The sequence below is a fragment of the Rhodococcus sp. 2G genome (genome assembly GCF_001886355.1).
Classification (GTDB): Bacteria; Actinomycetota; Actinomycetes; order Mycobacteriales; family Mycobacteriaceae; genus Rhodococcus; species Rhodococcus pyridinivorans.
The window spans coordinates 715445-740319 of the sequence record NZ_CP018063.1 but is presented as its reverse complement, the minus strand read 5'-3'; the positions used below and the strand labels follow the sequence as shown (position 1 = coordinate 740319).

The window sequence follows — 24875 nt, the reverse complement described above, 5'->3', positions numbered from 1 at the left end:
GGTCAGACGGCAGGAGCGCTGCGTTGGGCTTCGCGTCCGAGCGAGTAGAGGGGGCGTGCATTGTCGGGAAGGGTGATCTCGCCCGCGGCGAGCCGCTTGCGGAGATAGGTGAAGCTCTGGGCCGTCTGGGCGAACAGGTGCTCGCCGGCAGTGACTCCGCCGTAGCGCGGTCCGTCGGCGTCGACGAACCTCTCCAGCGGGTCGACCCGGGTGTCGTGATCGACGTTGAAGAACAAGGGGAACGAGTAACGTTCCTCGGCAACCTTACGCACCCGATGTGACGTCGCTGTAAATACTCCGTTGGTCCAGATCTCCAGCAGGTCACCGATATTCAAGACGAAGGCATCCTCGCGGTAGGGCACGTCGATCCAGTCGCCGTCGGCGTTGAGGACCTCGAGTCCCGGCGCCGTGGGGAGCAGAAGAGTGAACACCTCGTAGTCGGTGTGGGCACCGATGCCGGGACGGTCCGAGACGTCGGGATCGTAGGGATAGTGGATCATTCGAAGCTGAGCAGGCGGCGTGGTCACATAGCGGTCGAACCGATCCGCCGCCTCGCCGAGTGCTTCGGCAAAGGCACGCAACAACACACGTCCCAGAGCGAAGACGGATTCGTAGTACGCATTCACGGGCTCGTCGAAGTCCGGCAGGTCGGGCCACTGGTTCGGGCCGAGCAGCGGGTTGCCGGCGAGATATTCGGGATGATCGGACGGAAGGTCGATCGACAGGTCGAATGCTTCCTTGTGGTCCGGTGTGGCTCCGGCGAACACTTCCTCACCGGGCGGCACGTAGCCGCGGTGGTTGGTGGAATTACCAATGTACACATCCATTTTCGCGTCGTCGGGAAGAGCGAAGAAGCGTTCGGCCGCGTCCTTCAATCCGTCGACGAGGATGGGGTCGACTCCGTGTCCGACGATCTGCGCGAAGCCGACTTCTCGCGCGGCGCGCCCGAGTTCGGCGACGACGGCGTCGCGTCCGGTTTCGTCGCCGGACACCAGCGCATGCACATCGACGATGGGAATACTCGTGAACGTCATGTGTCACCCCTCGGGGTCGGGTGGACGGAACGCCACCGACGGGTGATAGACGTTCCGTCGAATGTTGTGTCTCGGGTGCGGATCTCGTGACCGAAGACGGGGTGGAGATTGCGCCCGCTTCGGTACGGGAGGGTCGATGCGGAGATGGTCCACCGGCCGTCTTCGATGCGACCCACCGCGATCTCGCAGTCCAGCAACGCTCGGGCATCCGACACCGTCGCTGCGCCGAGGATCTGTTCGACGAGGGGTTCGGATCCGAGCGCGTGATCGCGACTCCGCCCGAATGCGAAGCACTCTCCGACCCGCACGAGCACTGCGGTCGCTCCGGTCTCGACGTCCTCGAGTAGGTACTCCTCGATGTCGGGCGAGACATCCGTGATGCGCCAGTGCTCGGTGTACTCCTCGAACACACCGTGTTCGACGAGGGTGTCGGTGTCGAGGGCCTCCAGGGTGCCGGCGTCGGGTGTCGGTCCGAGCGGATGGAACGACACAGCCCGTTCCCATTCGACATGGTTGCTGCTGTCGAGCAGTCGGCCGGCGAATCCGTCCTGGCTCGCGAGAGCGACAAGGTCGTCGATCTCCATCTCGGCGAGAGTAGAGGCCGTCACCGTCGGCAGTGTCGCCGGTCGTCGCAGGTCGCAGTACAACCGCTCACCCTGCAGCCACGTGACGCGGGTGGTGGTGTCCGGGATTGCTCCCGGCCGAGCCAACAGTGTTCGCTCGAAACGGGTTCCCACCGGACGGATCCGTTCGGCGGCCGTCATACGCCGTCGGCCTTCCACCGCGCGCGTTCCTGGCCGAAGGCGACGGACTGCGTCGCCTGGAACCCGCTGATCGAAGCAGCGTTGTCCGCGAGGAACTTCCGGTGCTCGGTCAGGGAGAATGTGCCGTCGGTGATCTCCACTCCCCCACCGCGACCCGCAGCGAGATCCGCTCGCAGATCGAGCAGTTCGTCGGGATCGACGGGGTACCACGAGATGCGGTCGAAGAAGCGCAGCAGCCACGGGGTGCCGTCCTCGAACGGGCCGGCCGGCTGCGGGTGCCGGTGGTTCCACACCTGGGTGGTGCGGCCGACGAACTGGTAGCCGCCGGGGCCTTCCATGCCGTAGATGCACAGGTAGGCGCCGCCGATGCCCACGGCGTTCTCGGGGGTCCAGGTGCGCGCGGGGTTGTACTTGGTGGTGACGAGACGGTGCCGCGGGTCGAGCGGCGTCGCGACCGGGGCGCCGAGGTAGACGTCGCCGAGGCCGAGGACCATGTAGTCGGCGGCGAAGACCGTGTCGAAGACGTCGGCGACGGTGTCGAGGCCGTTCATGCGGCGGATGAACTCGATGTTCCACGGGCACCACGGGGCGTCGGAGCGCACGCCGTGCATGTAGCGCTGGATGGCCTCGCGGGTCGCCGGGTCGTCCCAGGACAGCGGGAGTCGTACCTGCCGGCTGGGGACTTCGAGTTCGTCGCTGTCGCCGATGGTGTCCTCGACCTCGCCGAGCAGGCCGAGCAGGGTCGGCACGGGCAGGACGTCGGGGTCGACCTTGACCTGCAGCGACCGGATTCCCGGGGTGAGTTCGAGCAGACCTGCAGGACGGTCGGCCTCGAGGCGCTGGTGCAGCGCGTGCACGCGGGCCCGCAGCGCCAGGTCGAGGGTCATGTCGCCGTACTCGATGAGGACGTTGTCGTCGCCGCTACGGCGGTAGGTGACGGCGGTGTGGCCGTCACTGCGGGTGAGCACTCCGTCGTCACCGTCGCCACCGGCCGAGGTGACCAGCGACAGTCCGGCGCGACGCGCGACGCCGAGTTCGCGGCGGGACGCGGTGTGCTGCGACTTCACGGGCACGAACCGGACCGTGTTGCCGGGAGCGAGTTGGCCGAGCTTCCAACGGTCGGCGGCCACGACGGTCACCGGGCACACGAACCCGCCGAGGCTGGGACCGTCGGGGCCGAGCAGGATCGGGGTGTCGCCGGTGAAGTCGAGTGCGCCGACGGAGTAGGCGTTGTCGTGGATGTTCGACGGGTGCAGGCCCGCCTCGCCACCGTCGGTGCGCGCCCATTCGGGCTTGGGGCCGATGAGCCGCACGCCGGTGCGGTCGGAGTTGAAGTGCACCTCGTAGTCGGTGGCGTAGAGGGCATCGATGTCGGCACGGGTGAAGAATTCCGGTGCGCCGTGCGGACCTTCGGTGACCGCGATCTCCCAGCGCGTGCTCAGTGCGGGCACGTGCTCGGACGGGACCGGGGCGCTCGCGCCGGGAGCGTTCTCCCCGACGACGAGGACGTCACCCTCGCGCAGCGTGCGCCCCTCGTGACCGCCGAACGTTCCGAGCGTGAAGGTCGCTGCGCTGCCCAGGAATTCGGGAACGTCGAGACCACCGCGAATGAGGACGTAGACGCGCAACCCCGGCCCGGAGACAGCTCCGACGTCGAGCAGGCCGCCCGCCGGGACGGTGACCGGGCGCCACTGCGGGACGGCGGCCCCGTCGACGCGCACGGTGACGGGCGCACCCGTCACGCACACCTCGGTTTCCTCCGTGAACCGCAGGGCGGGGCCGGCCATGGCGGTCTCGAGACCGGGGGTGCCCTCGTCGTTGCCGAGCGCGACGTTGCCGAGGCGGAACGACAGGTCGTCCATCGGGCCCGAGGGTGGCACACCGATCTGCCAGTAACCGGTGCGTCCGGGATAGTCCTGGACGGTCGTGAGCATTCCGGGACGTTCGACGGTGATCTTCGTGGTCATGACTACCTCATTCCCCGCGGGTGACGATCATGCGGACCGGCGTGGGGTCGAAGCCGTTGCACGGGTTGTTGATCTGAGGGCAGTTGGAGACGAGGACGAGCACGTCGCGCTCGGCGCGGATTGCGAGTCGCTTGCCGGGTGCGGACAGGCCGTCGACGATGCCGAGGGTGCCGTCGGCCTCGACCGGCACGTTCATGAAGAAGTTGATGTTGGAGACGAGGTCGCGCTTGCCCAGTCCCCACTTGGTGCCTTCGATGAGGAAGTTCTCGACGCAGGCGTGCTGGTGCTTGGTGTGGTGCCCGTAGCGGAGGGTGTTGGACTCCTGCGAGCAGGCACCGCCGACGGTGTCGTGGTTGCCCACCTCGTCGGCGACGAGCGTCATCAGCGGCTCACCGTCGGCGTCGCGTAACACCGAACCGGTGGAGAGGAAGAGGTTCTGCTGGGCGGCCACGGTGGCAGCGGCACTGTAGCGGCGGGTGTGGTCGGCGGCGTCGTAGACGAGGGTGTCGACCGCCTGGTTGCCGTGCAGGTCGACGATGGTGAGTACGTCGCCGGCGGCGACGACGGCCGACCACGGGCCGCGGAGTCCGACGATCTCGTCGAGGACGACGCGGCCGGGAACGAGGGCGAGGTCTGCGGTGTCGGCGGTGATGGTCATCGGTGGATCTCCGTTTCGGACGTGGCGGCGGCCCAAGCGTCGTCGGTGTTGAGCACGGCGCGCTGGCACTCGGGGTCGGTGTTCGGCAGCGAGTTCAGTTCGCCGGGTGCTCGCCAGGCGAGGACTTCGAGGCTGCCGGTGGTGAACTCGGGATTCGGATCGAGCGGGTGTGCGGTGTTGGCGATCAGGGCGATCACCGGCAGGTGGATCAGCAGGTCGACGGCGGCACCGGGACCGGCGTTGCCGGTGCTGACGAGGCTGCCGTCCTCCTCGACGCGGACACCGTGGAAGAAGGACAGTGAGGGCGGCAGGTCGCGCGGTTGCAGGTCGTGCTTGGCGGCGGCGACGGTGAACAGTTCGCGACCCGCAGGAGAGCTCGAATGGAGCGATCCCTCACCGTATTTCGCAGTGTTCCCCGCGACGTGGGTGGTGCCGCACAGCGCGTCGTGGCGTCCGGAGGTGTCGGCGACGATCGTGGCGAGGACGCGGCCCTGATCGGAGAGCAGTGGGTGCCCGACACCGAGATAGGCCTGCCACGGCACCTTCACCGTGTCGGCGACGTTGAGCCGCTCGTGCGGGGCGTCGGCGCGGAACAGGAGGATGTTGGCGCAGGCGGTGCCGTGGACGTCCCGCAGGCGCAGGCGGGTGCCGCGGGCGAGGACCTTGCTGGTGTAGCGGCCACCGGGGACGGTCTCGGCCCAGGTCATCGACGCTGCGCGACCGCTGGGCGGAGCCGGCCACGACGATGCCGGGACGATCGGCATGGCGTCGGTGACGGTTCCTGCCTGCGCTCGGGCATGGGCACGAGCAGCGTGCGTGGTGGCGGTCGCGAGGGTCTCGGTCATGGTGCTCCGATCGGCGGTCCGGGGAAACTGTCGATCGACAGTTTTCCCATCGCGCATCTTCGGGGAATGTCCATGGCGTAACGAGTCCGTGACGCGTGTTTCGTACGTGTGACGAAAACTTCACGCACGAAGACGGTGGCGCTGCAGCACCTTTCGTCGTGTCACAGTGGAGGCGTGACCCATGCAGGACCAGGACGCCCCCGCCTCCACGCCCCGCGACGGCCCGGGCCGACCGCGCGTGCCGAGATCCTCGACGCCGCCGCGGAGCTGTTCACCACCCGCGGGTTCTCCCCCACATCGACACGCACGATCGCCGAGGCCGTGGGGATCCGGCAGGCATCGCTGTACAACCACTTCGCGACGAAGAACGACATCCTCGTCGCGTTGCTCGAGGACACCGTCGAACCGACCCTCGACTTCGACGACAATCTCGATCCCGCGCTGCCGCCCGAGGTGCGCCTGTGCACACTCGCCTGGTTCGACACGGCTCAGTTGTCCGCGGGCAGATGGAATCTCGGTGCGCTCTACCATCTTCCGGAGGTTCGCACCGAACCGTTCGATCGGTTCCGGGAGGAACGTCGGCACCTGATGGAGCGCTACCGGACCCTGGCGGCGCAGATCGTGGGCGACGGCGATCCTCGCACCCATCTGCCGTTCCGGGTCGTCGAATCGGTCATCGGCATGCGAGCCGACGACGGCGACGTCGACGCCGGGCTCCCCGAAGCGCTGGCGACGGCATCGCTGACGGTGCTCGGTGTCAGCGACCTTGCGGCAGTGACGAGCGCGGCCCGGGCACTCGTGGTGGGGGTTCCCGGCTACCTGCTGGGCTCGATGAACCCGCCGGCTCGGCCACCCGCGTGAAACGCAGGGCGGGATCGTCGACCGGTTCGCGGCGCAGCCGTCTGCGGTCGAGATAGTAGTTCTGCTCCATCGACCACGGGCCGCCTTCCCCGGATGTGGGGAACACGTCGGCCGAGCGCCGGAGATAGTTCGACGTGAGGTCCCAGAACGGCCCTCCGCCGACGGCCGGATCGTCGCAGATCGGGGTGACGACGTCGTAGCCCTGGTCGTCCATGTGGTCGAGCAACCGGCACAGATGATGGCCGGTGAGGTCGACCTTGAGGGTCCACGACGAGTTGGTGTAGCCGAACGCGAAGGCGAAGTTCGGCACGCCGGTGAGCATCGTCGCCTTGTAGGTGACGCATTCGTGCCAGTCGACCGGGACGCCGTCGACGTCGACTTCGATCCTCCCGAACGGCACCAGTTTCAGGCCGGTCGCGGTGACGATGACGTCGGCCTCGATCTCGCCCCCCGATTCGAGGGCGATCCCCGTGGGCGTGAACCGGGCGATCCGATCGGTGACCACCGACGCTTCGCCGGTGGCGATGGCGTCGAAGAGGTCACCGTCGGTCGCGACGCACAGGCGCTGATCCCACGGGTCGTAGGACGGGTTGAAGTGCACGTCGACGGGATAGTCGTCGGGCAGCACGCTCGTCATCCGAAGGCGCAGGAGACGGCGGAAAAGGTTCGGCGCCCGGCGACTCGTCCGGTACATCTCGTGCAGCATCCGGATGCTCAGGGAACGGACGGCGCGGTCGGCCGCCGCTGTCGGGAGTGCACGTCGCAGCGCGTTGGCGACCTTGTTCTCCTTCGGCCACCCCAGGACGTAGGACGGAGAGCGCTGCAGCATCGTCACGTGCTCGGCGACGCCGGCCAGGGCGGGAATGAGCGTCACCGCGGTGGCGCCACTGCCGATGACGACGACGCGTTTGCCCGCACAGTCGAGAGCCTCGGGCCAGTGCTGGGGATGGACGATCGTGCCGCGGAAGTCGTCGCTGCCCTCGAACTCTGGGCTGTACCCCTCGTCGTAGTCGTAGTAGCCGGTCGCGGAGAAGAAGAACGAGCAGGTCACCGTAAGCATGGTGTCGTCGCTCGTGCGCAGGAGCGTGACCGTCCACCTGCCGGTATCGGACGAGAAGGACGCGCCGACGACGCGGTGCCCGAGGTGCAGGTAGGGACGGAGTCCGTGTTCGTCCACCGTCTCGTGGAGATAGCCGAGGATCTCGCCGCCTCCGGCGTACGCATGCTTCTTCCGCCACGGCTTGAACTCGTACCCGAGGGTGTGGAGGTCGGAGTCGGAGCGCACGCCGGGATATCGGAACAGGTCCCACGTGCCACCGAGCGCGTCACGCGCCTCGACGATCGCGAAGCTCGTCCCCGGTCTCTTCGTCTTCAGGTGGTAGGCCGTGCCGATGCCGGAGATACCGGCACCGACGATCAGGACATCCACCTCGGCGGGCACGCACCCGCCGGGTTCGACTGCGGTCATGTTCGCTCGACTCCGTCCTTCGGCGGGGTTCGTTCGATGCGCGGAGCTATCGCGGTCGATCACTCCCGGGGGATGTCGCCCGGCGTGCGGTCGGCACCTTCGAGCACGTTCACCTCGTGCTTGTCGCTACCCGGACCCACGTGCGCCTCGGCACGCATCCGCTCGACCATGTCGGGATAGTGCAGCTCGAAGGCGGGACGCTCCGAGCGGATCCGCGGCAGCTCGTAGAAGTTGTGCCGCGGCGGCGGGCAGGTCGTCGCCCATTCGAGCGAGTTGCCGTAACCCCACGGGTCGTCGACCGTGACGACCTGGCCGTAGCGGTAGCTCTTGAAGACGTTCCACAGGAACGGCAGCGTCGACGCGCCCACGACGAAGGCCCCGATCGTCGAGATGGTGTTCAGGGTGGTGAACCCGTCGGAGGGCAGGTAGTCGGCGTAGCGACGCGGCATGCCCTCGTTACCGAGCCAGTGCTGCACCAGGAAGGTGGTGTGGAAACCGATGAAGGTCAGCCAGAAGTGCCAGCGGCCGAGCTGCTCGTCCATCATCCTGCCGGTCATCTTCGGGAACCAGAAGTAGATGCCGGCGTAGGTCGCGAACACGATGGTGCCGAAGAGCACGTAGTGGAAGTGCGCGACCACGAAGTACGAGTCGTGCAGGTGGAAGTCCAGCGGCGGGCTCGCGAGGATGACACCGGTCAGGCCACCGAAGAGGAAGGTCACGATGAAGCCGACCGCGAACAGCATCGGCGTCTCGAAGGTGATCTGGCCCTTCCACATCGTGCCGATCCAGTTGAAGAACTTCACGCCCGTCGGGACGGCGATCAGGAAGGTCATGAACGAGAAGTACGGCAGCAGCACGGCGCCGGTGGCGTACATGTGGTGCGCCCACACCGCGATGGAGAGCGCGGCGATGGCAATGGTCGCGTACACGAGGCCGCTGTATCCGAAGATCGGCTTGCGGGAGAAGACCGGGAAGATCTCCGAGACGATGCCGAAGAACGGCAGCGCGATGACGTACACCTCGGGGTGACCGAAGAACCAGAACAGGTGCTGGAAGAGCAGCACACCGCCGGTCGCGGGGTCGTAGATGTTGCCGCCGATCACCCGATCGACGAAGGCACCCATGAAGGCCGCGGCGAGCAGCGGGAAGACGAGGAGCACGAGGATCATCGTGATGAAGATGTTCCAGGTGAAGATCGGCATTCGGAACATGGTCATGCCGGGCGCGCGCATGCACACCACGGTGGTGATCATGTTGACGCCGCCGAGGATGGTACCGAGACCCATGACGATCAGGCCGAGGAACCACAGATTGCCGCCGATCCCCGGCGAATGGATCTCGTCGGCGAGCGGCATGTAGGACGTCCAGCCGAAATCGGCAGCGCCGCCGGGCGTGATGAATCCGAAGGCGACCGTGAGTGCGCCGAAGAGGAAGAGCCAGTAGCTGAAGGCGTTCAGGCGCGGGAAGGCGACGTCGGGGGCACCGATCTGCAGCGGCAGGATGTAGTTCGCGAAACCGAAGACGACCGGCGTGGCGTACATCAGCAGCATGATGCCGCCGTGGTTGGTGAACAGCTGGTTGTACTGCTCGTTCGACAGGAACTGCAGCCCGGGCACCGCGAGCTCCGCGCGCATCAGCAGGGCGAGCAGACCACCGAACAGGAAGAACGCGAACGAGGTGAAGATGTACATCAGCCCGAGCGTCTTCGGGTCCGTGGTGGTGATCAGGTCATGGAGGACCGCCCCCTTGGACTTCGCTCGCGGTGGATAGGGCCGCGTGGGCTTGACGGGAGCGACAACCGCGTTCATCGGGCCTCCTCGAGCCGCCGTGAGGCGGCAACGGTGCGGCGCGGACGGGATCGACGGCGCACGGCGATCACCACCCGCGATGCTGCAGGTGAACTCAGAGTAGGCGTTCCACCTCACACGCGCACCGGGTTCGCGGACCGAATTGTGACGCGACGACGAGCGAGCCGAACGACTCGTGTACGGCGAAGAGAACGTGTTCTCCATATATCCGAGGTAGCCATGGCAGAGACCGTCCAGCAGGCACTCCGTGACCTGTTCGAGAACAACACCGCGGCCGTCGTCCACGCGATCGCCGGGGCCGGGCTCGCGGGCTTCCCGCTCGTCGGCCTCAACAACACCCGACGCGGTGAGGGTCTGGCACGCGACATCCTGCGTGCGGACTGCCAGATCCTGCTGACCGATGCCGAGCACGCCCCTCTGCTGGACGGCCTGGATCTCGGCGACGTCGCCGTCTTCGACGTCGCGAGCCCCGAGTGGCGGGCGCTCGTCGACAGGGCCTGTCCGCTCGAGCCGTACCGGAAGGTCGGGCCCACCATCCGTTCATGTTGATCTTCACCTCGGGGACGAGCGACGATCCGAAGCCGGTGATGCTCGCCCACATGATGGTGTTGTTCTCGGGCAGCACGCTCGTCCCGCAGTTCTCGATCACGAGCGACGACGTAATCTACCTGTCGATGCCGTTGTTCCACTCCAACGCGATCCTCACCGGGTGGCCTACAAGGACGCGGACGGCTGGATCTACCTCGCCGGTCGCACGGCCGACTGGATGCGCGTGGACGGCGAGAACCTCGCCGCCGCCCCTATCATGACCGCGATCGTGCTGCGCGACGAGACGTCGCTCGTACCCGAGGAATTCGAGAAGGAAGGACCCACAGCGGGCGACGGCGTGCTGTGGGTCCGCGAGAACGAGAAGTACGTCGTGGCCTGACGTTGAGGAGCGCGAAACGGTCTTCGGCGCGGGATGTTTCGCGCTCCTATGACCGTTTCGCGCTCTGCTGTGTCAGTGCCCGTCGAAGCCGGGCAGTCGCGCCGGCTCCTCGACCACCGAGTACTCGCTCGCGTCGCCCTGCACGACCCTGCTGCGCGAGCCGTCGACGCCGACGGGGATGTCGCCGGCGAGGGTGATGCGATGCAGGCGGCGGGTGTGGTCGCCGAAGTCGGCGATGCCGTAGTGCTGCGTGGCGCGGTTGTCCCAGATCGCGACGTCGCCACTCTCCCACGACCAGCGGAACGTGTTCTCCAGCTTCGTGATCCGACTCTGCAGCAGCTGGAGCAGCGCGGCGGTCTCCGACGGCTCGAGACCGACGAACTCCTTGACGAAGTGACCGAGCAACAGGGTGCGCTCACCCGTCTCGGGATGGACCCGCACCACCGGGTGGATCGTTTCGTAGGTGTTGCGGCGGAACTCGTCCTGGTAGCGGCGTCGCTCCTCGGTCAGCGCCGGATCGGAGCTGCCCGCGTCGAGCTTCTCGGCGTAGTCGTAGAGATTGGTGTGCAGGGCCCACAGGTTGTCGACGAGCGCCTTCAGCGCATCCGGCAACTGCTCGTAGGCCGCGGTCGTGGAGGCCCACGTCGTCGCACCGCCGTACGGCGGCAGGGTCACCGCCCGCAGGATCGACGCCTTCGGAATGCGGTCGACGAAACTGACGTCGGTGTGCCAGCTGTTCGCAGCACCCTCGATGGGCAACAGCCGCTTACCCTTCGAGTGGACCGTGGGGTGCGACTGGGTCTGCGTGCCGAGCAGGCCGGCGAAGGCCCACTGCTCCTCGTCGTCGAGGTGATGCTGGTCGCGGAAGACGATCGCCTTGTGCACGGCGAGTGCGTAGCGGATGGCCTCGACGGTCTCGGACGCCAACGAGCCGGACAACCGCACCCCGTCGATCCGCGCACCGATATGCTCCCCCAGCTTGGTGACGACGATGCCCCCGGCGGTGTAGACGGATTCGGCGGTGGTCGTATCGCGATCGAGTTCGGTGATGGTCATGCGATCTCTCCTTCGATGATCTGAACCTGGCGTTGTCGCTTGCGCCGATTCAGTTCACCGCCATCCGTCGGCAGAGTCGACGGTTGTGGTCAGCGAGATCGAAACGAGCCGAGCTCGCTTACGGGAGATCGAAACGAGCCGAGCTCGCTTACGGGAGATCGAAACGAGCCGAGCTCGCTCACGGGAGATCGAAACGAGCCGAAGCCGCTATCGGGAGTGCGTTCTCACTCAAGGATCTCGCTCCGCCAGAAGGTGTCGCCGTCGGGGACGGTCTCGTGGTCGTCGAAGAAGGTGACGAGCGCCTGTGCGGCTGCCGCGGCGTCGGGGAAGCGACGCCCCTCCATCGGTCCCCGGTTGATCTCGAGCGTCCCGGACACCGGATCGACGCGCCCCTGCACGCGGTATCCCCCGATATCGGCGACCACCGCGAGCCGTCCGTCGTCGGTGTCGGGTTCGGCGACCGCCGGTGTGGCCGGACGTGCTACGCGGACGGCCGCTGCCGGCACCGGCGCCGCGTCGTGGTCGGGATCCTTGACCGCGTCGAGACCGAGCAGATCCCAATGGTCTTGACCGTGAACGACATTGCTGCGCTGAATCGGGTGACTGCCGGTCGGTGTCCGGCCGGGGCGGTCGGCGAGCCAGAGCGCGACCTCCTCCTCGATTCCCCCTTCGATGTCGTCCGCGTCCACCACATAGAACTCCGGTAGCTCGGGTGCGAGATCGACGAACACCCAGTACGACACGCCCGCACCGTCGGCGGCGGGAACTCCGTCGCGGCGTCGCGCGAGCCACGGATCGCTCGCCGTCGAGCACACCCGCACCACACGTTCGGATCCGTCCGCGCCCTGTACGCGGACGTCCCGCTGTCCAGGGATCGGCTCGGCCCGGCCGCCTCGCGCCAGAACCTCGGCCACGAAGGCCGCGACTCCCTGTCGAACGATGTCCCCCATATCGACTCCTCTTCTCGGCGCGCACATCGAGCAGTGAATCGGGATCGACGCGCGATGTGCCCACGTCCTGCGCGGTCTCATCGAGACCGGAGGTCTGGTGCGACCATACGTGGCTACGAGCAGAAGAAGAACTGCATGTGATCGATCACCGGAAAGCATCACCCTTCGTGGTGAGCGCCTTGACCCGTTCGACGATGCGGTCCTGAAGTTTGGACGGGGTGCGCCAGCGCATCGCGAGTTTGTCGTAGTCCATGGCGTGCTCGGCGATGATGTCCTTGAGTTGTTCGATCCCGAGGGTCGACAGCCTTTCCCGCAGAGTCGCCTCGCCGCTCTCGCGGAACACCACGAACGGGTCGAAGGCCCCGGGTGCGCGACGACTGCGACGCGCAGACGTTCGGGCCGCGGCCGGGCGCGTTGCAGGAGCGGGAGCAGGGGTCGGGGCGCTTGCGTCCGCGGTAACCGAGAGCGCTCCCGCGAGTGCCCTCGCGAACCGCGGCGTGCGTGCCGCCTCATCGGCGATCACCTGGACGAGAGCGACGAGCGCGCCGGCCGTGCCGGGTGCCGCCTCGTCGAGACGGAGCAACGCCGAACTCGCCTCGCCGATGCGCACCCGCAGACGCGCCTGTGCCATGTCGGTATCGGGGTCGGGATTCGTCACAGGTACACCTGCGCATTCATCATGATCGTCTCGGTGAGGATTCGCAGTGCGTCGTACTGGCCGGTGTTGCCGTACTTTCGCTTGAGCGTGCCGTAGGGCACGAACTCGGCGGACGCCGCGATCTGATTGGCCTCGGGCACCCAGGCGGGAACGACGCTCGCAATCCGGGGGTCGCGCTGGAGCTGTTCGATGATCGTGCGGTGCAGATTCGAGGCACTGCGGTACTTCGTGATGACGAGACCGATCTCCCGCACGGTGTGCCCGGTCCGTGTCGCGAATTCCTGGATCTTCGTCTGCAGCGGCGGAATTCCGTAGGTGGACAGGATGTCGGGAATCGTCGGGATGAGATAGCCGTCGGCGAGACGCAATCCGTTGAGGGTGAGGATCCCGAGATTCGGCGGGCAGTCGATCAGGATGTAGTCGTACCGGTCGGCGATGGGCCGGACAGCGGAGAGCAGCACCTCGACGGGACGGTGCGAGCCGGGATCGGCGTACTGCTGGTGGGTGAGCCCCTCCTGGATGTCCATGAGATCCAGCGACGACGCGAGCAGGTCGAGATCACGGACCGCTCGCACGGGCGAGACGTTCTTCTGGACGGCCTTCTCGATGTCGAACGCGTCGGCGTGGGGCGTGATCGCCTTACGGAAGAGCGTCGCGAGGGTCAGACCGAGTTCGTTCAGTTCCTGCCAGCGTTCCTCCCCCACCATCATCGTGGTGAGGTTGGTCTGCGGGTCGAGATCGATCATCAGCACCCGCTGCCCGAACTCCGCCGCCATGAACTCGCCCAGAGCGGCCGTCGTCGTGGTCTTGCCGACGCCACCTTTCAGGTTGATCGTCGCGATTACCCGTGCCACCCCACACCTCTTCGGGAAAGAAATTCATTACTCGATATCGCGAGCAAAACTACCCGAAGGCGGACATACGAGGCAGCCGGGTGACAGCTACCGGATCAGCGGCCCCTCGACTCGACCGCGAGACGGGGCATGCCGGCGAGTTCGTCGGGCGTGACGTACGAATCGGAGGTCGCGAAACCGCTCAGGTACAGCGGCGGCTCGCGGTCGGCGACCGCGCGCACGATCTGCCCCTCCGAGACGAACACGATGAGCCCTTCGGCATCGGATCCCGGCATGTTCCGCCAGGTGACTCCGGGGGTGTGCATCACGCGGTTGAGTTCGCTCATCAGCACCGGGACGCGGAAGTAGTACATCCGGTCCCACGACTCGACACCCGCTGCGGCCGCGACCTCCCCGAGCGTGCGGGACTGTCCGGAGACGAGCACCGATTCGAACTCGGCCTCGAGCTGCGGGTCGTCGACGACGGACACGCTCGTCGTCGCCCCCGAACAACCCGAGACCCCCAGCACCGCAGCGACAGCCAGCGCAAAACCCGTACGCACGAACCGCGACGCCACCGCACCCCCCTGTGTATCGACCCCCGATAGGACGCGAGGAAGCTACCACCGGTTCGGACGAATACACCAGCGAAGACGGTCACTTTCCACGAGTTCGGGGATACGACCCGAAACGCAGCCGAATCGATGTGACAAATGACAGTAACTCCGAGTTACTCCTTTGCGGTGAGCTCGGCGATGTCCGTCCACAGAGCACTGCGGAGCGCGACCATCGGTTCGGCTGCGGCGCCGAGCTGGTCGCCGACGAAATCGGTGTTCTCGGCGGACAACTCGCGCGCACCCGATCTGCCGATCAGGTCGTCGATCCGCTGGTCGAGACTCGCGGTCCGCTGCGCGATGTGTGTGAGATGCAGATGGCCCTCCGCGCGCGTGAGCAGGTCGCCGATGCGCGCGAGCGCGGTGACGCGCGCAAGGATCTGGTCCCATACCGGTTCGAGCGCTGCCACCCGGGATTCGAGACCGGACCGCGCCTCGGGCGCCGATCGGATCGCGGACTGCAACTCGTCGAGCAGGTCGCGCAGGGCGACGGTGTCCACCGCGATCTGGGTGAGCTCCTCGGCGAGATCGAGCTGGGCTCGTTGAACCTCGAAGTACTCCGAACGCCACGCCGCCGATGCCTCGACGCGGTCGTACAGGGAACCGGCGAGGAAGAGCAGGGTGTCGTAGCGGTCGACGAAGCGGTCGTCGCCGGAGGGCACCTCGCGTCCGAGCCGTTCGGCGACGCGACGCCCCGTCTCGGCCAGCGGGGTGCGTTCGGACCAGCGACCCACGCGGTCGACGGCGACACCGAGCACCACTCCCCGGGCCTGCTCGACGGGCGTGACGGGCAGGGGCGCCGGGGTGCGTCGCAGTGCAGCGAACAGCGCCTCGCGTTGTTCGATCTCGAGATGCAGCCCGTCGCGTCGGTCGCGGCGCACGGCGCGGACGCCCTGGGCGTAGTGCAGCGGCGAGTGCACGACGGTCTGTCGCGCCGCCCGGATGCGTTTGCCGAGCTCGTTGGCCCGGTATTCGAGTGCGAGTCGCGCAGCGCCGGGACGCAGGCCGTCGATCCGTGTGCGGAGGCGGGCGTGCTCGTCGGACAGGCGGCGCAGCTCACCGAATCCGTCGAGGGTGGGCAACCGGCGCCCGACGCGCCGGCGGTTCGCCAGCACAGCACGTGCCGATTCGTCGAGGTAGCCGGCGGCCAGTGCGACCGCCGCGGCGTCCGACAGAGGAGCGTGCCCGCCCTCGATACTGCCGGTCTCGCACCACCGGCGGACCTGCCCGGCGATACGTGTCCGCCGGTCCACCGACGGGATGTCCCGGCCGGGCGCGTCGTCGCGCCCCGGGAGGTGGGGTCGATCGGCTTCGGACACGGGGATCCTCCTCGCGGCTCGTCCGCAGGCATGCACCGTCCACTGTTCCAGATTCCGCGCGGGCTCGGAGAAATGCCCGGTAACGGCCCCGATCCCGGGCGCTCGACGGGCACGATCCCACACGTCCACGGCCGCGCTCCGGTTCGGTTGAGACCTTCACCTTTTCGCCCTTCGTGACGGATGTCACAGCATTATCGAGGTAGCTCCGAACGATTTGCCCGATCCCGGATCGCGCCCGAGACGGGGGCGCGCGAAAACCGTTGCATACCAGCAGAAGCGAGAGGACGCCGGCGACGGGTCCCTGACCCCTCAGGAAGTTACCGATCGGTGTTACTGCACAGTACCGGCAGCCTCCGGGACCGGAGACCCCCTCCCCGACACCCGTTCCCGAGCGAAATCCTCTGCGCGCGAATGCCTGTGAGAGAAGTCGGCCACGAGGGCGCCGCCGATCGCCCCGCATGGAAGCAAAACGTGACAAACCCTCATGTTTCCTCCATGCTGTAATCCGAACGGAGCCTTCGCCCAGGGGGACGTGACCGTCGCAACCGACGGCCGTAGCTGCGGAGACCTGTTCGAAACGGTCCTTCGGACACCGCGGATGTTGCCCGGTGGATCGACGACGAACACGCATGCCCATGCCAACCACGAGGAGCCGACCGCTACATGTTCCCGCTCGCGTCGCCAACACGAGACGTGGAAGGTAGGACCGGTTAGTTTGACTTCCTCATTGGGGTGGAGCTTCGAGACGCGCGCCCGATGCGTGCACAAACCATGGAGAACGGTGGCAACGAGTATGTTCAAGCGGATCGCAGTGGTCAATCGCGGTGAGGCGGCCGTACGCCTCATCCGGGCAGTCCGGGAGCTCAACTCCGAGCACGGCTACGACATCAAGACGATCGCTCTGCACACCGATGCCGAGCGACGGGCGATGTTCGTCCGTCAGGCCGACGAAGGAGTGACCCTCCGGCCGTCGACGACGGCGGCGACCCCCTACCTCGATCATGCAGAACTCGAGCGCGCGCTCCTCGAGGCGAAGGCCGACGCCGTCTGGGTCGGCTGGGGCTTCGTCGCCGAGGACCCCGCCTTCGCCGAGCTGTGCGCCCGCCTCGGGATCACCTTCATCGGTCCCTCCGCCGACGCCATGCGTCTGCTCGGCGACAAGGTCGAGGCGAAACTCCTCGCCGAGAAGGTCGGCGTTCCCGTCGCACCGTGGTCCGGTGGACCCGTCGATTCCCGCGCCGACGCGCGCCGCCACGCGCAGGCCATCGGCTACCCGCTGATCATCAAGGCCCGCTCCGGCGGCGGTGGCCGTGGCATCCGCAAGGTCTACGCCGAAGACGAGCTCGAGCTCGCCCTCGAGCGCACCCAGGGTGAGGCCGAGCGTTCCTTCGGCGACCCCGTCGTGTTCATCGAGCGTCTCGTCACCGACGCACGCCACGTCGAGGTCCAGGTCATCGCCGACAAGCACGGCAACGTCTGGGCCCCGGGCGTGCGCGACTGCTCGATCCAGCGCAAGAACCAGAAGGTCATCGAGGAGTCCGCCTCGCCGCTGCTCACCAAGGAGCAGTCCGACCACCTGCGCACGGTCTCGGCCGATCTCGTCCGCGCCGCCGGCTACGCCGGTGCCGGCACCGTCGAGTACCTCTACCAGCCCGACCTGAAGATCTTCACCTTCCTCGAGGTCAACACGCGTCTCCAGGTCGAGCACCCCATCACCGAGGCCACGACCGGCATCGACCTCGTCAAGCTGCAGATCCTCGTCGCCTCCGGCGAGAAGCTTCCCGGCGAGTGCCCCGGCGAGTTCGGGCACGCCGTCGAGGCCCGCCTGAACGCCGAGGACGCCGCCAACGGCTTCGCACCCGCCCCCGGCACCGTGCAGCTGCTCAAGTTCCCGCTCGGCTCCGGTCTGCGTGTCGACACCGGAATCGCCCAGGGCGACGTCATTCCGCCCGACTACGACTCCATGGTCGCCAAGATCATCGCGTGGGGCCGCGACCGCGACGAGGCACTCGCCCGCCTGCGCACCGCTCTGCGCGAGACCACCGTCGTCCTCGACGGCGGCACGACGACCAAGTCGTTCCTGCTCGACCTGCTCGACCGTCCCGAGGTCATCGACGCCTCCGCCGACACCGGCTGGCTCGACCGCACCGGCGCCGGCACCGAGACCGGTCCGTCCAAGGTCGCCGACGTCGCTCTGATCGCGACGGCCGTCGATGTCTACGACACCGACGAGGCCCACGAGCGCTCCGCCTTCCTCGCTTCGGCCCGCGGCGGTCGCCCGCGTGCCGGACACGCCGTCGGACGCAAGATCGAGCTGAGCTACCAGGGCCAGGCCTACGAGCTCGTCGTCGGCCAGGTCGGCCCGCACCGCTACCGGGTCGACACCGGTTCCGCCGAGTTCGACGTCGACGTCGAGCGGCTGGGCGACTACGAGTCGCGCCTGACCCTCGGCGGACGCCGCCACAACGTGGTGTCGATCGCCGGTCCGGCCCACTTCCTCGTCGAGGTCGACGGCATCAGCCACCAGATCAGCCAGGACGAGGCCGGCGTGGTGCGCACCCCTGCCCCGGCCGTGGTCGTCGCGGTTCCCGTCGCCGTCGGTGACGAGGTCGAGGCCGGTCAGACCCTCGTCGTGCTCGAGTCGATGAAGATGGAGACCGCGGTCCGCGCTCCCTTCGCCGGCAAGGTCCGCGAGATCCTCGCCGTCGTCAACGCGCAGGTCGACGCGGGCGCCCCGCTTCTGCGGGTCGACCAGATCGTCGAGGAGGTCGTCACCGAGACCGTCGAGCGCGTGGAGTTCGCTGCACCGGCGCCCTCGCTCAGCGACGATGTCGCCGCCGACGCACTCGCTCGCCTCGACTCGCTCGCCGCTCTGGTCACCGGATACGACGTGTCCGCCGAGCGCACCGCGGCACTGCTCGCCGAGTACGAGCGTCTCTCCGGCTCGGTCGACTCGTGCGCGCTCGTCCGCGCCGAGCTCTCGCTGCTGACGACCTTCGCGGACGTGTGCGAACTGTCGCGCAACCGTCCGACCGAGGAGGAGAAGAACAGCGACGACCGGGTCCACAGCCCCCGCGAGTTCTTCCACGGCTACCTGCAGTCGCTCGACGTGGAGGTCGGGGGTCTGCCCGACAGCTTCCGCGCGCGTCTCGCCCGTGCCCTGTGGCACTACGACGTCCTGGAACTCGATCGCACCCCGGAGCTCGAGGAGGCCGTCTACCGGTTGTTCCTCGCGCTCGAGCGCATCGAGGCCCACGTCCCCGTGGTCACCTCGCTACTCGACCGCTGGGTCGAGCGCGACGACACCGAGGTGGGGATCTCCCACGAGCTCAACGAAGTCCTCGACCGGCTGATCGTCGCGACCCAGGTCCGCTTCCCGGTCATCGGCGACACCGCCCGCAACCTGCGGTACCGCTACTTCGAGGAGCCGGTGATCCGCAAGGCCCGCGAGCAGGTCTACGACGGGGTCCGCGGTTCGCTCGCGTACCTCGCCGAGCATCCGCAGGCGACGGACTACGCGCAGCGCATCGATTCGCTGGTCGCCACACCCGAGCCGCTGATCGACCTTCTCGCACAGCAGATCACGCGTCCGGAGACCGTTCCGGGCCCGCTGCTCGAGGTCATCGCTCGCCGGGCGTACAAGATCCGCACCCTCGAGGACGTGCGTTCGTGCACCGTCGGCGGACACCAGTTCGTCACCGGCAACTTCGATCTGCGCGGCACGCGCCTGTACCTGATCTCCGCCGAGGCCCCGCAGGCCGAGTTCGCGTCGCTGCTCGACGCCGTCGAGGAGTCGGCGGCCTCGGTTCCCGACACGAAGAACCTCGTGATCGACCTGTACCTCGCGTGGGACGACGCTCCGGCCGATGCCGACGCCCAGGCCGACGCGCTGCGCGCCGAACTCGCCGCACGCCCGGTGACCGGCGTGGCCCGTCGCGTGACCGTGACGGTCTGCCACACCGACACGGCCGAAGAGCACGTGTTCACCTTCCGCCCCTACGAGACCGGATACGCGGAGGAGACCAACATCCGCGACATCCACCCGCTCACGGGTCAGCGTCTGGATCTGTGGCGCCTGAAGAACTTCGACGGCACCCGCCTGCCCGCCAACCCGGACACCTACCTGTATCACCTGGTGTCGCAGGACAATCCGTCCGATGAGCGGTTCATCGCCCTCGCCGAGGTGCGCGACCTGACGCCGCAGCGCGACGAGTCCGGTCGCATCGTCGGACTGCCGGCCTTCGAACGCGCTCTCGCGAGCTCGCTCGACGGCATGCGACGCGCCCAGGCCAACCGCGGCGGGCGACGTCTCGACGCGAACCGCGTGGTGCTCTACGTGTGGCCCGCCGTCGATCTCGACATGGAGGACCTACGCCGCATCGGCCGCAACGCCGCGCCGCTGACCGTGGGTGCCGGACTCGAGGAGATCACCGTCATCGGGTCGTGGCGTGATCGCCAGGACGAGCCGGCACGCGAGGTCGCCCTGCGCTTCTCGTACCGCTCCGGTGCGGGCGTCATCGTGCGGGTCACCGAGCCGCCGAAGGAGCCGCTGAAGCCGCTCGACGAGTACACCCAGAAGGTCCAGCGGTCCCGTGCCCGCGGCACCGTCTACCCGTACGAGCTGATCCCGCTGCTCACCGGCGGCGAGGGCACCTTCGTCGAGTACGACTTCGACGAGCAGGGCACCCTCGTGCCCGTCGACCGCCCCTACGGCCGCAACACCGCGGGTCTGATCGTCGGCGTCGTCGACACCCCGACCCCGCGGTACCCCGAGGGCATGAAGCGCGTCACGCTGTTCGGTGATCCCACCAAGGCGCTGGGCACCGTCGCGGAGGCCGAGTGCTCCCGTGTGGTTGCCGCGATCGACCTGGCGGAGAGCCTGAACGCTCCCGTCGAGTGGTTCGCGCTGTCGTCCGGCGCGACGATCTCCATGGACTCGGGCACCGAGAACATGGACTGGGTGTCGCGCGGTCTGCGTCGCATCATCACATTCACGCAGAACGGCGGCGAGATCAACGTCGTGGTCACCGGCATCAATGTCGGCGCGCAGCCGTACTGGAACGCCGAGGCGACGATGCTCATGCACACCAAGGGCATCCTCGTGATGACCCCGGACAGCGCCATGGTGCTCACCGGCAAGCAGTCGCTCGATTACTCGGGTGGCGTCTCCGCCGAGGACAACTTCGGTATCGGTGGCTACGACCGCGTCATGGGCCCCAACGGTCAGGCGCAGTACTGGGCCCCCAACCTCAGGGCCGCCATCGAGACGCTGTTCGCGCACTACGCCCACGCCTACGTCGCGCCGAGCGAGCGCTTCCCGCGCAAGGCCGCGTCCACCGACCCGGTCGACCGCAACGTGTGCGTGTACCCGCACGTGCATCCGTCCAGCGACTTCACCACCGTGGGCGACATCTTCTCATCCGAGACCAACCCGGATCGCAAGAAGCCGTTCGACATCCGTACGGTGATGCGCTCGGTGGTCGACCAGGACCACGCTGTGCTCGAACGGTGGGCCGACATGGCCGACGCCGACACCTCGGTCGTGTTCGACGCGCACCTGGGCGGAAACCCGGTGACGGTCATCGGCATCGAGTCCCGCGCGATCCCGCGCAAGGGCTGGTTCCCCGCCGACGGACCGGACCAGTGGACCTCGGGCACGCTGTTCCCCAAGTCGTCGAAGAAGACGGCACGGGCGATCAACGCGGCGAGCGGCAACCGTCCGCTCGTGGTGCTCGCCAACCTGTCGGGCTTCGACGGCTCCCCCGAGTCGCTGCGCAACCTGCAGCTCGAGTACGGCGCCGAGATCGGCCGGGCCATCGTCAACTTCGACGGTCCGATCGTGTTCGTCGTGGTCTCCCGCTACCACGGTGGTGCCTTCGTGGTGTTCTCGGGCGCACTGAACGAGAACATGGAAGTCCTCGCCGTGGAGGGTTCGTTCGCCTCGGTGCTCGGTGGCGCTCCGGCGGCTGCGGTGGTCTTCACCCGCGACGTCAACAAGCGCACCGCGAGCGATCCGCGGGTCGTGGAACTCGAGGCGCAGCTGCGGGCCGCCGAGGACGGCGACAAGGCACGACTGGGCGTCGAGCTCACCGCTCTGCGCACCGCGGTGCGGTCGGAGAAGCTCGGTGAGGTGGCAGCCGAGTTCGAGGCGATCCACAACATCCAGCGCGCACAGCAGGTCGGCTCGGTCGACGCGATCGTGCCGGCGGTCGAGCTGCGGCCGCAGATCATCGCGGCCGTCGAGCGCGGCATGGCACGCACGCTCGCGTAACCCACGCAACGAGAGCGAGACCCCACCGGAACACTTCCGGTGGGGTCTCGTCGTCGTGGGGCCGTCGTGCGGGTCAGTCGTCGTGATCGTCGTCCCGGTCGTCGTCCCGGTCGTCGTCGTGTACATCGTCACAGCGGTCGTCCCACGCGTCGTAGAAGTCCTCGACGTGGTCCGGCACCGTGTCGTCCCAGTCCTCGAACCACGCGTCGCAGCTCGTGACGTCGATGTAGGGGATGTCGGTGGGCAGGTCACCCGGCCCCGCATCCCGGGCCGGGTCGACGCCCGCCCGAACAGTTCCATCCGGGCCGCCGGTCGTCGTCTCGTCCACCACGCGGGCGACGGTGAACGACGACGGTTCGGAGGGAGCGGACTCACCTCGGTTCGCCGACACGAAACCGACGGTGCCGGCCGTCATCGCGACCGCTACAGCGGTCACGGCCCATGCGGTGCGGCTCATCGCCATGATCGTTCTCCTCGACTCGGTGTTCGTCCTGGTCACCGGTAACTTTGGCGCACGACGATGAGGGGTCGATGAGCCGAAGATGACGAAACCTTCATCCGAGACGCGTACGGATCCACTCGACCAGGATCCTGGCTACCTCGTGAGGAGCCTCCGGGACGAGGGCGTGCCCGCAAGCCGGCACGACGGCCGTGGAGACGAGTTCGCTCCCGAACTCGTCGACGAGCTCACCTCGGGTCTCCGCGGGCCGGAAAACGTCCTCTCCTGCTTGTACGTCGAGCAGAGGTGACGGCGCCACCGTCCACCACGATTCCTTGTCGGTCGCGGCCATCGCTGCCCGCTGCGACACGATCGCGTCGGGCCACCACCCGTCGAGCCACACCGCCGGATCGTGTCCTGCGGCGAAGAAGACGTCGCGCAGGTGCACGAGTCGTTCGTGGTCGGGAAGCGAGAGGTCGGAGCACTTGGCGACACGCTCGGTCAGCGAAGCCGGAAACCGGCGCGCCCCGGCGGCGAGCACGGCGACCCCCCGGACGAGTTCGGGCCGGTCGGCGGCGAGTACCCGGGCCACGTAGTGCCCGAACGCATGACCGGCCACAACAGCGGGTGCGGCGTCGAAATGCTCGATGACGGCGGCGACGTCGCCCGCGAGATCGTGCAGGTCGAGACCGGTCATGGGTCCGCGGCTGCTGCCGATACCCCGGGGTTGCGGTCGCAGAGCGGTGAATCCCGCTGCGGCGAGGTCGCTCGCGATCGGATCGAATTCGTAGGAGTCGCGCCCGAGGGAGGGCAGCAGGACGACTGCCGGCCCTTCCCCGTCGAGACGTACCTCGAGTTCGGCCACCGGTGTTTCGACAAGACGAGTGTTGCTCACGGGGCCATCCTCTCATCGCCGGAAAGACCTGTGCTTCGCCACAACGACCCTCCGCAGTGTCGAGAATCACACCGACGCCAGATGTGGCGCGTTTTCGAACGGGGAATACCAACGAGCTCGTCTTGGTCGAGCTTCGGCGGCACGGAGTGCGCCTCTCCCCGACAGGCGTCAAGCGACCGCCCACGGTAGGAAATCGACCCCGAATCCCTTCATATGCAATTACTTTCGGGGCCATGCGCGAAACACGTTCGCGTCCAAGCCATGTGCACACGGTTGTACCTGACTCCCCGGTAGCACGTTGTGCCATTCTGGAGCAGTCCGATTCGTGCAGGCTGTACGTCCGGATGGATACGAACATTCAGCATGTTCGTACCGTGGGGTAACCCCGAATCTTCGTCGAATATGATTGTGCTCCAATACTTCTCGAACTATTCGGACAAATTGACGAAGTTCGAGACTCGAATTGTTTCTGGTGACAACATCATCGAGGTGGTGCATGATTGGTGCCGCAGAGAGTTATGAGCCGATGAAGGCTCGTTTCAGGGGACACGCGTTCGAGTCAGGGGGATTCGAAACGTGCTCCTCCACAGAGAAATCAACGCGCAGGGGGCGTTTGTGCGACGTCGGCGAACAGCCGCGCCCGTCGCCCCCTCGCACAGCGAGGAGATCAGCATGACCAGCACCATCGAACCCAGCTCGCAGATCGCTGCCGGCGGAAACAAGCTCCGCGGACGCGTCGCCTTCGTCACCGGCGGCACACGCGGCATCGGTGCGGCGATCAGCCGCAGCCTGGCGAGCCAGGGCGCCACCGTCGCCGCAGGCTACGGACGCAACACCGCCCAGGCGGATCAGTTCCTCGCAGACCTGAACGAGACGGGCCGCAAGGACGTCCGTTACTCCGTGCACCGCGGTGACGTCGCGAACGCCGACGACTGCCGACGCACCATCGACGAGGTCATCGAAACGCACGGCCGTCTCGACATCCTGATCAACAACGCCGGCATCACCATCGACCGCACGGTGCTGAAGATGCAGGACGAGGACTGGGACACCGTCATCGGCGTGAACCTCTCGGGTGCGTTCTACCTGGCGCAGGCCGCACTGCGCCACATGCTCGAGCGTGGCACCGGACGCATCGTCAACGTCTCCTCCGTCATCGGCGAGACCGGCAACATCGGCCAGGCCAACTACGCGGCATCGAAGGCCGGCCTGTTCGGTCTCACCAAGACCCTCGCCAAGGAAGCGGCCTTCTACCTGGCCAAGAACGACAAGCTGGACCCGAACGGCATCGGCGTCACCGTCAACACCGTCACCCCGGGCTTCGTCGCCACCGAGATGGTCGAGGCCATCCCCGAGAAGGTTCTCGCACGCATCACCGACACCATCCCCGTGAAACGACTGGCCGACCCGCAGGAGATCGCCCGGGTCGTGCACTTCCTCGCCGCGGACGCCTCCTCGTACATCACCGGTCAAGTATGGGGCGTCAACGGCGGCCTGGACATGTGAT

Annotated in this window: 21 protein-coding genes; 6 read left to right on the top strand and 15 right to left on the bottom strand. The window is 67.4% G+C overall.

Annotated elements, in window-relative coordinates:
- Nucleotides 1-2 precede the first annotated feature (2 nt).
- The 5 genes from BO226_RS03485 to BO226_RS03465 are packed head-to-tail and all read right to left on the bottom strand — an operon-like array spanning nucleotide 3 to nucleotide 5268.
- The gene (locus BO226_RS03485; RefSeq protein WP_019288138.1) at nucleotides 3-1034 is read right to left on the bottom strand and encodes an isopenicillin N synthase family dioxygenase; all 1032 of its coding nucleotides are present in this window, start codon (nucleotides 1032-1034) and stop codon (nucleotides 3-5) included.
- Nucleotides 1031-1798 (bottom strand): hypothetical protein, encoded by a 768-nt coding sequence (locus tag BO226_RS03480; protein ID WP_071934604.1) that lies wholly within the window; start codon nucleotides 1796-1798, stop codon nucleotides 1031-1033. Before BO226_RS03480 ends, BO226_RS03485 begins: the two co-directional genes overlap by 4 nt.
- On the bottom strand, nucleotides 1795-3765 hold the full coding sequence (locus BO226_RS03475) for a 5-oxoprolinase/urea amidolyase family protein (RefSeq protein WP_071934603.1): 1971 nt from the start codon (nucleotides 3763-3765) through the stop codon (nucleotides 1795-1797). Before BO226_RS03475 ends, BO226_RS03480 begins: the two co-directional genes overlap by 4 nt.
- Before the next feature lie 7 nt (nucleotides 3766-3772).
- Nucleotides 3773-4423, bottom strand: coding sequence for an urea amidolyase associated protein UAAP2 (locus tag BO226_RS03470; protein ID WP_071934602.1), 651 nt, complete (start codon nucleotides 4421-4423; stop codon nucleotides 3773-3775).
- Nucleotides 4420-5268 carry an urea amidolyase associated protein UAAP1 gene (locus BO226_RS03465; protein WP_024103516.1) on the bottom strand — a complete coding sequence of 283 codons (849 nt, stop codon included), beginning with the start codon at nucleotides 5266-5268 and terminating at the stop codon, nucleotides 4420-4422. The genes BO226_RS03470 and BO226_RS03465 overlap by 4 nt, the downstream gene beginning before the upstream one ends.
- Nucleotides 5269-5442: 174 nt before the next feature.
- Here BO226_RS03465 and BO226_RS03460 point away from each other — a divergent pair, with 174 nt between their 5' ends.
- Nucleotides 5443-6129 carry a TetR/AcrR family transcriptional regulator gene (locus BO226_RS03460; RefSeq protein ID WP_071934601.1) on the top strand — a complete coding sequence of 229 codons (687 nt, stop codon included), beginning with the start codon at nucleotides 5443-5445 and terminating at the stop codon, nucleotides 6127-6129.
- Here the strand turns inward: BO226_RS03460 and BO226_RS03455 are convergent.
- Together BO226_RS03455 and ctaD are read right to left on the bottom strand one after the other, a co-directional pair.
- Complete coding sequence (locus BO226_RS03455; RefSeq protein ID WP_039586237.1) at nucleotides 6026-7597, bottom strand: flavin-containing monooxygenase; 1572 nt, start codon at nucleotides 7595-7597, stop codon at nucleotides 6026-6028. The two genes, BO226_RS03460 and BO226_RS03455, sit on opposite strands and share 104 nt — an antisense overlap.
- A 59-nt stretch (nucleotides 7598-7656) precedes the next feature.
- Nucleotides 7657-9405 (bottom strand): aa3-type cytochrome oxidase subunit I, encoded by a 1749-nt coding sequence (gene ctaD / locus BO226_RS03450; protein WP_065996090.1) that lies wholly within the window; start codon nucleotides 9403-9405, stop codon nucleotides 7657-7659.
- A 219-nt stretch (nucleotides 9406-9624) separates the two neighbouring features.
- Between ctaD and BO226_RS28525 the strand changes: the two genes are divergently transcribed.
- From BO226_RS28525 to BO226_RS28515, 3 genes are read left to right on the top strand one after another with little or no spacing between them, the layout of a single operon-like run.
- On the top strand, nucleotides 9625-9954 hold the full coding sequence (locus tag BO226_RS28525) for an acyl-CoA synthetase (RefSeq protein ID WP_033097348.1): 330 nt from the start codon (nucleotides 9625-9627) through the stop codon (nucleotides 9952-9954).
- The gene (locus tag BO226_RS28520) at nucleotides 9948-10214 is read left to right on the top strand and encodes an AMP-binding protein (protein WP_230810126.1); all 267 of its coding nucleotides are present in this window, start codon (nucleotides 9948-9950) and stop codon (nucleotides 10212-10214) included. Before BO226_RS28525 ends, BO226_RS28520 begins: the two co-directional genes overlap by 7 nt.
- Nucleotides 10115-10333 carry a hypothetical protein gene (locus tag BO226_RS28515; protein ID WP_006553967.1) on the top strand — a complete coding sequence of 73 codons (219 nt, stop codon included), beginning with the start codon at nucleotides 10115-10117 and terminating at the stop codon, nucleotides 10331-10333. Before BO226_RS28520 ends, BO226_RS28515 begins: the two co-directional genes overlap by 100 nt.
- A gap of 72 nt (nucleotides 10334-10405) precedes the next feature.
- Here the strand turns inward: BO226_RS28515 and BO226_RS03430 are convergent, their stop codons facing one another.
- The 6 genes from BO226_RS03430 to BO226_RS03405 all read right to left on the bottom strand — a co-directional run bounded on the left by BO226_RS03430 (nucleotide 10406) and on the right by BO226_RS03405 (nucleotide 15763).
- Nucleotides 10406-11389 carry a TauD/TfdA dioxygenase family protein gene (locus tag BO226_RS03430; RefSeq protein WP_019288129.1) on the bottom strand — a complete coding sequence of 328 codons (984 nt, stop codon included), beginning with the start codon at nucleotides 11387-11389 and terminating at the stop codon, nucleotides 10406-10408.
- Between the two features lie 224 nt (nucleotides 11390-11613).
- Nucleotides 11614-12339: a hypothetical protein gene (locus tag BO226_RS03425; protein ID WP_033097347.1), complete on the bottom strand. Its 726-nt coding sequence runs from the start codon at nucleotides 12337-12339 to the stop codon at nucleotides 11614-11616.
- A 145-nt stretch (nucleotides 12340-12484) separates the two neighbouring features.
- Complete coding sequence (locus tag BO226_RS03420) at nucleotides 12485-12997, bottom strand: hypothetical protein (protein ID WP_071934599.1); 513 nt, start codon at nucleotides 12995-12997, stop codon at nucleotides 12485-12487.
- Entirely contained in the window at nucleotides 12994-13851 is an 858-nt protein-coding gene (locus BO226_RS03415; protein WP_006553961.1) for a ParA family protein, read from the bottom strand. Before BO226_RS03415 ends, BO226_RS03420 begins: the two co-directional genes overlap by 4 nt.
- Nucleotides 13852-13946: 95 nt before the next feature.
- The gene (locus tag BO226_RS03410) at nucleotides 13947-14393 is read right to left on the bottom strand and encodes a hypothetical protein (protein ID WP_230826357.1); all 447 of its coding nucleotides are present in this window, start codon (nucleotides 14391-14393) and stop codon (nucleotides 13947-13949) included.
- 167 nt (nucleotides 14394-14560) lie between these two features.
- Nucleotides 14561-15763 (bottom strand): hypothetical protein, encoded by a 1203-nt coding sequence (locus BO226_RS03405; protein WP_006553959.1) that lies wholly within the window; start codon nucleotides 15761-15763, stop codon nucleotides 14561-14563.
- 793 nt (nucleotides 15764-16556) lie between these two features.
- On the opposite strand from BO226_RS03405, the gene BO226_RS03400 reads away from it, so the two are divergent.
- Nucleotides 16557-22034 carry an ATP-binding protein gene (locus BO226_RS03400; protein ID WP_071934598.1) on the top strand — a complete coding sequence of 1826 codons (5478 nt, stop codon included), beginning with the start codon at nucleotides 16557-16559 and terminating at the stop codon, nucleotides 22032-22034.
- A gap of 73 nt (nucleotides 22035-22107) precedes the next feature.
- On the opposite strand, the gene BO226_RS03395 is transcribed toward BO226_RS03400, so the two are convergent.
- Nucleotides 22108-22491, bottom strand: coding sequence for a hypothetical protein (locus BO226_RS03395; RefSeq protein WP_006553957.1), 384 nt, complete (start codon nucleotides 22489-22491; stop codon nucleotides 22108-22110).
- Between the two features lie 97 nt (nucleotides 22492-22588).
- Entirely contained in the window at nucleotides 22589-23368 is a 780-nt protein-coding gene (locus tag BO226_RS03390; protein WP_033097343.1) for an alpha/beta fold hydrolase, read from the bottom strand.
- 672 nt (nucleotides 23369-24040) lie between these two features.
- Between BO226_RS03390 and BO226_RS03385 the strand changes: the two genes are divergently transcribed.
- Nucleotides 24041-24874 (top strand): 3-oxoacyl-ACP reductase family protein, encoded by an 834-nt coding sequence (locus BO226_RS03385; RefSeq protein WP_006553955.1) that lies wholly within the window; start codon nucleotides 24041-24043, stop codon nucleotides 24872-24874.
- Nucleotide 24875 lies beyond the last annotated feature (1 nt).

What these genes read in the sequence shown, in the direction of transcription:
- BO226_RS03455 (WP_039586237.1), bottom strand. Translation starts at nt 7,597, where the DNA reads ATGACCGCAGTCGAACCCGGCGGGTGCGTGCCCGCCGAGGTGGATGTC.
- BO226_RS03395 (WP_006553957.1), bottom strand. Translation starts at nt 22,491, where the DNA reads ATGAGCCGCACCGCATGGGCCGTGACCGCTGTAGCGGTCGCGATGACG.
- BO226_RS03465 (WP_024103516.1), bottom strand. Translation starts at nt 5,268, where the DNA reads ATGACCGAGACCCTCGCGACCGCCACCACGCACGCTGCTCGTGCCCAT.
- BO226_RS28520 (WP_230810126.1), top strand. Translation starts at nt 9,948, where the DNA reads ATGTTGATCTTCACCTCGGGGACGAGCGACGATCCGAAGCCGGTGATG.
- BO226_RS03470 (WP_071934602.1), bottom strand. Translation starts at nt 4,423, where the DNA reads ATGACCATCACCGCCGACACCGCAGACCTCGCCCTCGTTCCCGGCCGC.
- BO226_RS28525 (WP_033097348.1), top strand. Translation starts at nt 9,625, where the DNA reads ATGGCAGAGACCGTCCAGCAGGCACTCCGTGACCTGTTCGAGAACAAC.
- BO226_RS03480 (WP_071934604.1), bottom strand. Translation starts at nt 1,798, where the DNA reads ATGACGGCCGCCGAACGGATCCGTCCGGTGGGAACCCGTTTCGAGCGA.
- BO226_RS03385 (WP_006553955.1), top strand. Translation starts at nt 24,041, where the DNA reads ATGACCAGCACCATCGAACCCAGCTCGCAGATCGCTGCCGGCGGAAAC.
- BO226_RS03430 (WP_019288129.1), bottom strand. Translation starts at nt 11,389, where the DNA reads ATGACCATCACCGAACTCGATCGCGATACGACCACCGCCGAATCCGTC.
- ctaD (WP_065996090.1), bottom strand. Translation starts at nt 9,405, where the DNA reads ATGAACGCGGTTGTCGCTCCCGTCAAGCCCACGCGGCCCTATCCACCG.
- BO226_RS03400 (WP_071934598.1), top strand. Translation starts at nt 16,557, where the DNA reads ATGTTCAAGCGGATCGCAGTGGTCAATCGCGGTGAGGCGGCCGTACGC.
- BO226_RS03485 (WP_019288138.1), bottom strand. Translation starts at nt 1,034, where the DNA reads ATGACGTTCACGAGTATTCCCATCGTCGATGTGCATGCGCTGGTGTCC.
- BO226_RS03475 (WP_071934603.1), bottom strand. Translation starts at nt 3,765, where the DNA reads ATGACCACGAAGATCACCGTCGAACGTCCCGGAATGCTCACGACCGTC.
- BO226_RS03425 (WP_033097347.1), bottom strand. Translation starts at nt 12,339, where the DNA reads ATGGGGGACATCGTTCGACAGGGAGTCGCGGCCTTCGTGGCCGAGGTT.